We start from the raw sequence: 12,497 nt of genomic DNA on the forward strand, positions 1-12,497 counted from the left end.
AAATTCTACTCTCCAGCTATAGAAAATAGTGATCACAACCTTCGAGCTTTAGCTACCGCTCGCGATATCCTCCAATGCTTTTTTTATCTCAGGGGCACCATAGTCACGGCTTCCTTCCAGACGCTCCACGATCTTACCCGCTTTATCCAAGATAACCGTTGTTGGTATGGACTGCCCCAAGAATTCAGCAGGAATATCACCCTCTGCTATATAAAGAGGTAGGTCATACTTATTTTCTGCCATGAACGCTGAAGACTTCTCCATGTCGCCATCAACATCTACCAGGAGAAAAACGATATCGTTATTATCTTTAAGGGATTGCTTAAGCTGGTCAATAGAAGGGAGTTCATGAATACAAGGAGGACACCAGGTCGCCCAGAAATTGATAAACACGACCTTACCTTTTAAAGTGCTTAATTGAAGCACCTTACCCTCTTTATCTCTAAAAGATAACTCCTGTGCCGTGGGTGCAGTAGCTTCAGCAGGTTCCTCCACCTTTTCGGTCTTGACCTCATTTTTGGTTCCTGTATTTCCACAGCTAAAAAATAAACTTGCAGATAACGCAGCAAAGCCAAAAAAAATAGATCTGCTATTCAACTTAATACGCATTGTTTTTTGTTTCATTAGATTATTTTATTTACAATATAAATTGTACCTCGCTAAGCGTCAACCCTACCGTCCTCGGGGGGAAAATTTTCAAAGCATGAGCTAATTTAATCTTAATTATCCGTGACCACAAGTGGCGGCTACCCGCATGCAATATAAACTACTGAAAACAAAGCTAGTACTCAACAATAAAATCTCAAAACTAATCAGCAACTTCCACAGGGTTAATCAACAAACATAATGATTGTTTAACATCACAGAAATGATAACCAAAATTCACCCTAAAGTTGATATAACTTTAGGGTGAAATTCAATCCGGATGTCTCTATGGCGTTATTGAACAATTAAGCGGAGCAGGCCACTGCATCGAAGCCCTTTCTTTTAATAATTTCAACAACTTCTTCTTCCGAAACACCTTCACATTTTACAGTCAATATCTTGTCTGCATTCGCAGTGTCAACGCTCCACTCAAGGATACCGTCCATATTATCCAGATCAGCACTTACTTTGGACACACAGCCTCCACAGTTAAGGTTGGTTTTAAATTGAAGTTCTTTGCTTTCCATGTTATTTGATTTTAATATGATCAATCTATTTCATTATTTATACAAATATCCCTATAATATAACGGGTTGTACTTACAGTTTTTCTGTTTTTTTTTACAATATTTACCGTTTAAAACAACGCCTACCGCTCAGCCATAATTAGCTATTTTTTCCAGCGAAGCCGCAAGCTATTACTGACGACACTTACACTGCTCAATGCCATTGCTGCGCCAGCTATCATCGGGTTTAAAAGAAAACCGTTGAATGGATACAGAATACCTGCAGCGAGCGGAATGCCAACCAAATTGTAAATAAACGCCCAAAACAAGTTTTGCTTGATCGTTGCGACCGTTTGTTTCGAAAGTCGGATTGCCTGTGGTATTTTCGCTAGATCAGAAGAAATAATGGTCATTTTGGCTACGTCCATTGCGATATCGCTTCCTTTTCCCATGGCAATACTGACATCGGCTGTTGCTAAGGCTGTGCTGTCATTGATACCGTCCCCTACCATAGCCACCACCTTCCCCTTCTGCTGCAATTTTTTAACAAAATCGGCTTTGTGCTCTGGTAATACCTCCGCTTTGTAATGCTGAAGACCTGTTTCTGAAGCGATAGCCCTAGCCGTAGCCTCGTTGTCACCAGTCAGCATGTATAGTTCAATTCCCATTGCTTGCAGCTCCTTGATGGCACGTACAGAAGTTTCCTTGATTCGATCTGCAATGGCAATGACCGCTAAAGCAGTCTGACTATCGGCAAACCAGATCACTGTTTTAGATTGATTTTCCCATTGCGTGGCATGTTCCATCAATTCCGTCGAAATTGTAATCCTGTTTTCCTCCAACAACCTTCGGTTCCCCACATAATACGTTTCGATTCCTTCACTGCCCTTGATACCTTTACCCGTGATACTTTCGATAAAAGATATTGGTGTTGCTTTTACATTATTGAAATAAGCTACAACAGCTTCTGCCAAAGGATGTTCCGACTGTTTCTCCAAGCTCAACAAGATGCCCTTTAAATCATCCGTATTATCCTTCCAATACACATCAGTAACCACTGGTTTTCCCGCTGTAATGGTTCCTGTTTTATCCAAAACAACTGCATTCACCTTTTTGGCCAGCTCTAGACTTTCCGCATCCTTAATTAAAACGCCCTGCTCGGCTCCCTTACCCACTCCAACCATGATGGCTGTAGGCGTTGCTAAACCCAGTGCACACGGACAGGCGATCACTAAAACCGTTACTGTAGCCAATAATCCTTGCGCCAGATGATTTTCTCCACCCAATGTAAACCACAATAGAAAAGTTAAAATAGCAATCCCAATGACAACAGGAACGAATACAGCAGCAATTCGATCAACCAGCTTCTGTACCGGAGCCTTACTTCCCTGTGCATCCTGTACCATTTTAATAATATTTGCCAGCATGGTTTCTTTACCCACTTTTGTCGCTCTGAACTGAAAGCTACCTTTCTGATTGATGGTCCCCGCGAACACGTGCTCATTTTCCACTTTTAAAATAGGCACCGGCTCCCCGCTTAACATACTTTCATCGACATAGGAATTTCCACGGATAACAATGCCATCGACAGCGATCTTGTCCCCCGGTTTCACCAGAATAATATCGCCCGTATTAACGCTTTCTATAGGAACCTGACGCTCAGTTCCATCCGCTAGAATTACCATAACCGTCTTAGGCTGTAGTCCCATTAGCTTTTTAATAGCCGATGAGGTATTGCCTTTTGCCTTTTCTTCCAGTAATTTGCCCAATAAAATAAAAGCAATGACAACTGAAGCGGCCTCAAAATATACATGTGCATGTAATCCGCGTTGATGCCAAAAGTCAGCAAAAAGCATGTTGAATACACTGAAAATATAGGCTATTCCTGTACTTAATGCAACGAGTGTGTCCATGTTGGCGGAACGGTGTTTTGCCTGCTTCCACGCATTGACAAAAAAATCCTTACCTAGCCAAAGAACCACTGGCGTGGAAAATAGCCACATGATAGGATTAGCGTAAGGCATATTCATAAAAAACATACCAATGATCACTACGGGAAGTGATAGCAACACTGCCCAACGAGTTTTGATCTTTAGCTTACGGAATTTCTCTGCGTGAATAGCCTCCAAAGTTTCCTGCTGTGTGGATTCTTCTTCGATTAACAGATCGTAGCCACCAGCTTGGACCGCCTTTTGGATTTTTAAAGGATCTGTCACACCGGAAATATATTCAACAGTGAGATTTCCTGTTGCAAAATTTACAGCTGCATTAACAACCCCCTGTTCATATTTCGCCATACTTTCGGCGCTACTGGCACAGGAGGCACAAGTCATCCCAAGAACTGGAAATGTTTTGGTCAATGTACAAACACCATAGCCAAGGTCTTTGATCGCCTTTACACTGCTAATGACGGCTTCACTATCCTTCGGTACGATAGCAGCTCTGTGATTATTCAATTCCACCCGGTAGCTCGCTAGGCCTTTAACCCGGGCTAGTCCTTTTTCGACAATTGATGCACAATGTTCGCTTTCAACATCTTCCAAAGGTATATAAACTGTATCTTTATAAATATCTGTCGCCATAACGGATTGTTTGATTTTGTACAACAAATTTGGCCACAAAAAAGATGCAAATCATTACATAATTAAGGGATTGATTTGTAAGATTTACTCCATATAAAATAGGAAAGGTTAAATTCAACGGAAAAAATTAATCTCGTTGAAACTCTTCTTTACATGTCCACTTCTTCAACAAAACCGTAAATGATATAATCACCACGTTGTTCGAATTTAATCGTTTCCACGTTATTCCCCATGGATGCATTGGTTTCTTTATCCATAAAATTTTGAATCCGGTCAAATGCGACACCGATTTTTGTTTTCCCGTCCCCATAGATCTGATATTTCGCGGAGGTTTGCCAGCTTACTTTTTTTCTAAATAACCGTAAACCTTCTCTTTTCAAAAAACAGTGCATTTCATTAGATAAATTCATATTCTCATTTGTTTCGATCGCTCACACTACTCACCTATTCATTTGGTAGACGCTTTTATCGTTTAAGGAATTACCTTAAGACTTTTATTTAGCTTATCTAGTGATGCCACAAGATTTTAATCGCTAAAGAAATGGTTTTCCGAAGCTAAAATAGATAGGTCTAAGATAAACACCCCAACAGAATTCTACAATTAAGCTACCGCTATTTCATCGTACTCAAATGCGATTTCGTCGAATATGATAACAGCGTACAGTTGCCCTTCATTCACGCCAATCATCTTCTGACCGGTTACATCGAAAAGGTTTAACATCAATATAAACTTAAACAGAAATAGCAACAGACGCTATTTTTTCGTCGAATGGATTCTTTAGTTCGTCGGCTTCATTTCCCATTCCGTCGATATTTTTCGTCGTTCTCTTCCGTAGAAAGCACATTTGTTTACAATTTAAACGTATTACCTATGGAAAACATTGAAAATTTTTTAGCGGAAGATTTTGTACTGGATGTACAAACTGTCTGCGTGGTCGAACCGATCTCATTTTTTGATTTTGATGATATGGAACTGATAACAATTAGGACGGTTACATCTTCAAAAGTAATATAAAAGAGGATAAAGCTGTAAAGGCGTTCTGGTAGGCGCCTTTATAGCAATCGTCTTTGCGCCCCCCATATAAAAAAAACTAACCAAATACATGACTTCACCCCAACTCAAATGTTTTCTCATAGAGGATGAACCACTGGCAACAAAAAAAATGGTTGAATACATCCACATGTTTCCAGATCTTCAATTGATAAGAATGGTCGAAGACATTGAAAACCTAGCATTATTTAGGCAAGATCTAAAATCTGCAGACATCCTATTCTTAGATCTCATTGTTAGCGGCGGTAATATCAATACGCTTGCCGAATTGATCGTCGATATTCCTATCCTAATTATTACCTCCGCTTTGTCACGTTGGCAATATCCCGAATTTATCAAAAATAGGAAGCATTTTGCACTGCAAAAACCAATTTCGCCCGAAATGTTTCAGTCCTGTATAAAACAGGTCATGAAATACTAGTCCCATCTATCCATGTCATTATTCCAGTTATCCGATTATTTTCTGCTGCGCACACCATTACTTCCCACGACAGTTGCCGTTGATCTGTTAAGGATAAAAGAGGCAGATGTTATGGAAGAGAAACTTCGTCATCTGTTTCAAGGTGAGCGATTAAAAGAAGCACTATTTTTAGCAAGTCCGACCTTCTCGGTTGAAGTCGAAAAATGGATTGAATACAAAAAAGAGAGCAACCCAAAAACAATTACTTCGCTACTCAAATATGCGATTCGGATGAGCACAAGGAGTACGCCTTTCGGTTTATTCGCAGGTGTATCTTTGGGGAACGTTATCGCCTCCGAAAAAAAAGTGTCATTAATCAGGGGTAATATCCATAAAACTGTATTGAAACTGCATGCATCCATTCTGACAGGGATTATTGCACAGGTATCCAAAGACAAACGAATTTATAGTCAACTCTATTATCGCATTAATCCAACCCTATACGTAGATGGCAAATATTACAAATACTATCAAAAAGTAACCAATGGGAAAAAAGGACAGAATATACTGAAACGCATTAGGCTTACCCCTGTTTTGCATCGTGTCGTCGATTATTTCGAAAGCAATGAGCGAACTGCCCACTATCAATCATTGACCGATTTGCTGCAGCGTTTTGGGGCTTCAACAGCGCATGCTACCCTATTTGTCAATAACCTCATCAGTCTCGGGATTATATCCTCCGAATTACAGCCCAATGTAATTGGTCGAGGTTATCTGTACAGTTTGATCAAGACTCTTGAAAGAGTGGATAAGGAGAAATATTATTTAAATGCTTTATCAACGATACAAACACTACTGCATAGTTCTCAATCTGCAGTTAACATAGAGAATGACATTGTAAAATTATTGCAGCCTATCATTCCAGACCTCGACAGGACCCATTTGTTACAGGGAGACCTCCTTATTGAAATGGAAGACAACAAATTACCCAATACTGCATTAAATCACCTCAGAGATCAATTTCAGGAGTTACTACCACTTTGCACTCAGGCAAAGTTGGCAGATTTTGACCGGTTTAGAACTGCATTCTCTGATAAATATGAAGATAGAATGATCCCATTGACTACGGCCTTGGACCCCGATACCGGTATTGGTTATGGCCGTCAGGAGGGTGTATACAATGTTACCGATGAAATACTTGGGGAAGTAAAAAATATAGCCGCAACCGGAGAAAAAAAATATGAGGACCACCATTATCAAGACCTGGTCATTAAAAAATTTGTAGAAAGTGCAAAAAGTCATTTCACTGAAATTCAGCTGACCCGTGAAGATCTAGATCATATTGCTAAACAGCGCAAACAGACTCCCAATGCCATTCCTTCCTCGTTCTATGCCATCGGCAATCTCCTTAGAAGTTCACGTGAGAAAAACTTATGCTTCAATCTGGGTACTATTGGTGGTTCGTCATCCGGAAACTTAATTTCCAGATTCGCACATCTGGATGAAAAATTGAATAAAAAATTAAAGGAATCTGCCAACAGAGAGCAACAGCGATTTCCCAATGCAATACTCGCCGAGATATGCCATTATCCAGATAACAATGCTGCAAATATCATTTCTAGACCAGCACTCCGAAGAGCTTCCATTTGTCTGACCGCAACTATTGACAAAGAACAAGAACAAATTGACGTGAGTGACTTATATCTGTTTGTCAAAAACAATCGCTTAGTGTTGTGGTCCAAAAAATGCAATAAAATGGTTATCCCCCGTTTGACGACAGCCCATAATTTTGGGCAGGGTATGAATATCTATAAATTTCTTGCAGATTTCCAATTCCAAAATAACAGGCTGGATCTCTCCTGGAATTGGGGAATTATGAAAGAACAGCCTAGGCTCCCGAGAATAAGCTACAAAAATATTATCTTATCCCGAGCGCAATGGCGAATTCAAAAACTCGCAAAATACCCAAGTGACCCCCACGATTTCGTGAAAAATATGCAGACAGCGCTCGATATCCCAACAATGGTTGTCATCAGCAGCGGCGATAATGAACTGCTGATAAATTTAAACAATCCTTTTTGCGCGGAAATACTATTGGATCATATCTGTAAAAGAGAGACGATTTTAGTCGAGTATCTCCTGAATGATTATTCATCTATCGCGAGCGATAAAGACCAAAATGTTTTTGCCAATGAGATCATTATTCCAATAGAAGCACAGCATAAGACCTTCACAGATGAATCGGCCCCCCAAGAAAATAACCTAAAAAGATGTTTTCCCTTGGGAACTGAGTGGCTTTACGCTAAAATTTATTGCGGATTACATTTTGAGGACACCCTATTAAAGGATCTTTTCCCCTCGCTCATCGCGGCTATAAATCGGCAAAAAGCTATAAAAAAATGGTTTTTCATACGTTATAACGATCCAGCGCCCCACATTAGATTTAGGGTGGAACTCTCCGACCCAAACCATTGTTCTTTCGTTGTATCCACTATAAATAACCTATTGGAACAATTTGTTCAAGAGGGTCAGATTTCATCAATATCCTTTGATACTTACAAACGCGAGATTGAACGATATACTCCATTATGCATGGAACTTAGCGAGGAGTTATTCTTCCGGCAGAGCGAAATCATATTAATGACAATGCAGCAAAGCAGTTCAATAAACGATCGCTGGCTTTTGGCTTTTCAACATATGGAATCGCTATTCGAAGCCGCAGGTTTTACGATGATCGAAAGAAAAGATTTTTGCATACGGATGAATACCCTTTATCAGCAAGAATTTGACAATAATAAAGATCTTAGGGTTCATCTAAACAATAAGTTCAAAGATAGAAAAGACTGGTTCGCTAAACCATTAGACAAACTGGGAGAAACCAACGAGAGACTAAGTGCAGTCCAATACAGCATATTCGCCACTTTACGGAAACATACAGCTCAAGAAGAATTCCGATCAACCCGGACCTCGTTATTGTCAAGCTATATCCACATGTTTATTAACCGGTTGTTCATGTCGGATCAACGTTTGCATGAACTTGCGGTCTATCATTTTATGGTTTGCTATTATAAAATGCAGATCGGGAAACAGAAAGAGCGTATGAACCCGATAAAGGAAACTTTTATATAAGTCCCATCTTGGCAAAAAGCTGATTCCGATATTGCAAACCTATACCGAGTTCTGTTCCATTTTTCAGAACTACTTTGCTTGCCTCAACCCCCTTGATCTGCTTGATATTGACGATATAAGATCGGTGCATACGGGCAAACATATCCCAAGGTAGTTCTGCTTCCATATCTTTCATGGTAGACAATAAAGTTTGCATGCCTTCTACAGAATAGATCTGTATATAATCCCCCCAAGCTTTTAGGTAGAAAACATCCGTTGGGTCTATAAAAATAGTCTTATTCCGATCCTTTATCTTAATCGCCTTTCGTTCCCCATGTGCGGCCCTTCTAGAAAACAGCATAGCCTTCTGAACTTTCTCTATTGCCTTGATTAACCTTTCTTCTGTCAGCTGTGGCTTTAAAATATAATCGATTACATCCAGTTCGAATCCATCGACGGCATATTCATAATGGCCAGTTATAAACACAACAAAAGGCGGATGAACAAGTCCTTTGAGAAAAGTAATCCCATCCATCTCGGGCATATCAATATCTGACAAAATAAGGTCTATCTCATGCTTTTTCAAGATATCAATGGCCTGCGAAGGATTTTCAAATACACCCAAAATTTCGATCAGTCCCAATTTGGAAACTAGTTTCTCCAGGCGACCTCTCGCAATTGGCTCATCTTCAATAAGGATAGTTTTAATTCTATTCATAAGTACTTCGCAATCCACAGCTTTGGTGCTACGGCTGTTCTTCAGGGAGTAAAGTTACGACAAGATTAACAGTAAACACACCCTCATTTGACTTTATTTCCAAAATGTGATGATGCGGATAGTGAAGTTCCAGTCGTTTTCTTACATTTTCTATCCCTAATCCACCGATATAATTTTCTGGTTTTGAAAGTTCTCTATACGCATTGGACACGTTCAAATGCACCTTATGGTCCTTCACTTTAATGTCTATGGATATCCATCCCGCCGAAGAGCTTAGACGAGGTCCATGCTTAAATGCATTTTCTACAAACGGAAAGAAGATCAGGGGCACCATCATACAGTTCTCGTCATCAGCCGCTAGATTTAGATTGATCTGCACGGTCTCACTATAACGCAACTTTTCCAATTCAACATAATCCTTTAGCAGTTGAAATTCGCGACTAATATCCACCTTGGGCTGATTGCTCTCGTGAAGCAGGTACACCATAATACTACTTAAACGCATCATACTTTCGCCACCTCTTTCATCACGATCGGATACCAGTACATAGATGCTATAAAGTGTATTAAGTAAAAAATGAGGGTTGATCTGGTATTTTAGGAAAGCGAGCTCCAACTGAACGTTGTTTAATTCCAATGCGGCATTTTTCAGTTCGAGCTTCGTTTTGGAATTTTTGACAGACATAAATGCCTGTACTATTTTTACGGTCAATGGTAGGGCCACTAAAAAAATAAAATCCAATAAATAATCGCTAAGGGAAGAAAGCCGAAAGGCTCCAAAGATTCCATTACTTTGTACTATTTCGAGATAACTTGCTAAACGAATATCTGGTGTCAAATATTTTAACGTTAATAGGGCGCCAAAATAACTTAGAAACGACCACCAGGCATAAATAAACAATAGCCATAACATACACAGCAAAAACTTTCCGGGAATAAACCAACGCGGAATAATAACATAAGCTGTCACATAAAATATGGTCAATAACGAAAATACGTCCTTTAGAAACAATATCCACGAATTATCAATGTCTATCCGTTGATAGGAAATAAATTGCATTCCCAAAACCAAAAACCAAAAACACAAATGGAGAATAATACGTTTTCCCGTATTGTAATTTTGGAAAAAACTGTTCATAGATAGCATACCTGTCAATAATATCAGTCTAATATAAAAATATCATTTAGTTTGTACGAATGTAAATCGTCAAGTAATGCAGCAAAAAGACATTTTTGAGACAAAAAGCTATTACTATCTTCCTTATATTTAACTTTACAGAACCGACAAAAGCAACAATTCGATGTCAACTACATTTACGCAGCTATGGTTATATAATAACTGGGCGAATACAGTACTACTGGAAAAACTGGAAAAAGAAAGCGAGAAAACGCCCCATTCTTACCTGCGGCTATGGCTTTTCATAATAAGGTCAACGATATCCTCTTACACGTATTTAATCATGGCACTTACCATAGGGCGCAAATAGCGAGTGAAATGAGACGAAATGGCGTTGAGCTTAAAGGTATACACAATTTCCAATTTTACAATCAACTCTCACTCTTATTAAATGAGTTACAAACACATTTTTAAAGCATCTCTAACTTGGCATCATGCAGAAAAGCCCAATCTTCAGGGATTAAAAATTTATAATAAAAACCACTCCATTGCAATTGAGGGAAAAGCAGATCTTCACGTCTCAGCCGCAAAAGCATTCAAGGGCGACCCCCTATTATACAATCCAGAAGATCTGCTGCTCAGCAGCCTAGTTTCTTGCCATATGATGTCCTATCTATATGTATGTTCGCAACACAGCATTCAGGTTCTATCGTATACTGATAATGCCCTTGCTACCTTGGCAACTGAAAGAGATGGCAGCGGCCGTTTTACAGCGGTTACATTATACCCTGAAGTGATTATCGCAGATGCTTCTCAAATAGACCTTGCTTTATCGCTACATACACAAGCAAACAAACTTTGTTTTATTGCCAATTCATGTAATTTCAAGATACTGCACCATCCGACATGTAAAGCCATCAATACAGCATCTTAGTGCGATCGAAAATAAAAGACGGATCACAAATTAGTAATTAAATAACATACAAGTTTTTAAGGATTTGATTATTTTTGGAACATAATGGAAAATTCCAAGAAAAAAGCAGCAATCGGATTTATATTTATCACATTACTCATCGATATTACAGGTTGGGGAATCATTATTCCTGTTGTTCCTAAACTTATTGAGGAACTGATACATAGTGACATCAGTGAAGCGGCTAAATATGGTGGCTGGCTTGGATTTGCTTACGCTTTTACGCAGTTCATATTTTCTCCTGTCGTTGGCAATCTCAGTGATAAATATGGGAGAAGGCCTGTTATATTGATTTCCCTTTTTGGATTCGCGGTAGACTATATCTTTCTGGCCCTTGCTCCAACCATAGGATGGCTTTTCTTGGGAAGAGTTATTGCCGGATTGACTGGAGCCAGTTTTACAACGGCGAGTGCCTATATCGCGGATATATCAACGGATGAAGATCGGGCAAAGAACTTTGGTTTGATAGGTGCTGCATTTGGTTTAGGCTTCATCATCGGTCCTGTTATCGGAGGTCTCCTCGGCCACTATGGCGCTAGAGTTCCATTTTATGCCGCCGCTGGGTTGTGCATGCTAAACTTCCTGTATGGCTATTTTATCTTACCTGAAAGCTTAAACAAAGAAAAACGCAGGCCCTTTGACTGGAAACGCGCCAATCCTGTTGGATCTTTTAAATTTCTCGGAAAACATCCGGAAATATCCGGTTTAATCGTTGCTTTAATTTTAATATATATTGCAGGACATGCGGTTCAGAGCAATTGGAATTTTTTCACCATGTACAAATTCAATTGGACTGAGAGAATGGTCGGTATTTCGTTGGGTGTCATTGGTTTGCTGATCGGGTTGGTTCAGGGCATCTTGATTCGATGGACAACACCCAAACTTGGTGAACAGAAAAGCATTTTTTATGGCCTTACCCTCTATGCCATTGGCTTATTGCTGTTCTCATTTGCGAGCCAGGGATGGATGATGTTCGTATTCCTGATCCCCTACTGCCTCGGCGGTATTTGTGGCCCAGCCTTACAATCTGTGATAACCAAAAATGTTCCGTCAAACGAGCAGGGGGAACTTCAAGGCGCACTAACCAGCCTGATGAGTGCAACGTCAATCATTGGCCCTCCGATGATGACCAATCTTTTCTATTACTTTACTCATGACAACGCACCCTTTAAATTCTCCGGCGCACCATTTTTCTTGGCATTTGTTCTGATGTCAATAAGTGTAATAATTGTATATAGTGCATTTAAGAAGAAGCGGAAACAACAGATAAATCAGCTTTAATAATATCCGTCAATGGATTTTCATTATGTTGCGCGATCCTACGAAACGAGCATATAGCATGGCTGACTGCCTTAGCTTTCAGTTTATGTAGATGACATTATTTGATTCCATTATGTT

The 12,497-nt window shown here is 39.6% G+C and carries 11 protein-coding genes; 5 read left to right on the top strand and 6 right to left on the bottom strand.

Annotation, left to right across the window (positions count from 1 at the left end; translation table 11 throughout):
* Positions 1-48: 48 nt before the first annotated feature.
* From QE382_RS14305 to QE382_RS14320, 4 genes are all read right to left on the bottom strand, one after another.
* Entirely contained in the window at positions 49-624 is a 576-nt protein-coding gene (locus tag QE382_RS14305) for a TlpA family protein disulfide reductase (protein WP_307186496.1), read from the bottom strand.
* A 326-nt stretch (positions 625-950) separates the two neighbouring features.
* Positions 951-1,172 carry a cation transporter gene (locus QE382_RS14310; RefSeq protein ID WP_307186497.1) on the bottom strand — a complete coding sequence of 74 codons (222 nt, stop codon included), beginning with the start codon at positions 1,170-1,172 and terminating at the stop codon, positions 951-953.
* A gap of 142 nt (positions 1,173-1,314) precedes the next feature.
* Positions 1,315-3,732, bottom strand: coding sequence for a heavy metal translocating P-type ATPase (locus tag QE382_RS14315; RefSeq protein WP_307186498.1), 2,418 nt, complete (start codon positions 3,730-3,732; stop codon positions 1,315-1,317).
* Between the two features lie 149 nt (positions 3,733-3,881).
* Positions 3,882-4,142 (bottom strand): hypothetical protein, encoded by a 261-nt coding sequence (locus QE382_RS14320; RefSeq protein ID WP_307186499.1) that lies wholly within the window; start codon positions 4,140-4,142, stop codon positions 3,882-3,884.
* Positions 4,143-4,835: 693 nt separating this feature from the next.
* Between QE382_RS14320 and QE382_RS14325 the strand changes: the two genes are divergently transcribed.
* Complete coding sequence (locus QE382_RS14325; protein WP_293883619.1) at positions 4,836-5,204, top strand: response regulator; 369 nt, start codon at positions 4,836-4,838, stop codon at positions 5,202-5,204.
* 12 nt (positions 5,205-5,216) lie between these two features.
* Positions 5,217-8,312 carry a lantibiotic dehydratase gene (locus tag QE382_RS14330; RefSeq protein ID WP_307186500.1) on the top strand — a complete coding sequence of 1,032 codons (3,096 nt, stop codon included), beginning with the start codon at positions 5,217-5,219 and terminating at the stop codon, positions 8,310-8,312.
* On the opposite strand, the gene QE382_RS14335 is transcribed toward QE382_RS14330, so the two are convergent.
* Together QE382_RS14335 and QE382_RS14340 are read right to left on the bottom strand one after the other, a co-directional pair.
* Positions 8,305-9,009 carry a LytR/AlgR family response regulator transcription factor gene (locus QE382_RS14335; RefSeq protein WP_293883621.1) on the bottom strand — a complete coding sequence of 235 codons (705 nt, stop codon included), beginning with the start codon at positions 9,007-9,009 and terminating at the stop codon, positions 8,305-8,307. The genes QE382_RS14330 and QE382_RS14335 overlap by 8 nt on opposite strands.
* A gap of 28 nt (positions 9,010-9,037) precedes the next feature.
* The gene (locus QE382_RS14340) at positions 9,038-10,147 is read right to left on the bottom strand and encodes a sensor histidine kinase (protein WP_307186501.1); all 1,110 of its coding nucleotides are present in this window, start codon (positions 10,145-10,147) and stop codon (positions 9,038-9,040) included.
* Positions 10,148-10,420: 273 nt separating this feature from the next.
* On the opposite strand from QE382_RS14340, the gene QE382_RS23585 reads away from it, so the two are divergent.
* The 3 genes from QE382_RS23585 (at position 10,421) to QE382_RS14350 (ending at position 12,380) form a co-directional block, all read left to right on the top strand.
* A complete protein-coding gene (locus QE382_RS23585) occupies positions 10,421-10,600 on the top strand; it encodes a DinB family protein (RefSeq protein ID WP_370877878.1) in 180 nt (59 codons plus the stop codon).
* Entirely contained in the window at positions 10,578-11,060 is a 483-nt protein-coding gene (locus QE382_RS14345; protein ID WP_307186502.1) for an OsmC family protein, read from the top strand. Before QE382_RS23585 ends, QE382_RS14345 begins: the two co-directional genes overlap by 23 nt.
* Before the next feature lie 84 nt (positions 11,061-11,144).
* The gene (locus QE382_RS14350) at positions 11,145-12,380 is read left to right on the top strand and encodes a TCR/Tet family MFS transporter (protein ID WP_307186503.1); all 1,236 of its coding nucleotides are present in this window, start codon (positions 11,145-11,147) and stop codon (positions 12,378-12,380) included.
* Positions 12,381-12,497: the final 117 nt, after the last annotated feature.

Source organism: Sphingobacterium zeae (assembly GCF_030818895.1).
GTDB classification, from domain to species: Bacteria; Bacteroidota; Bacteroidia; order Sphingobacteriales; family Sphingobacteriaceae; genus Sphingobacterium; species Sphingobacterium zeae.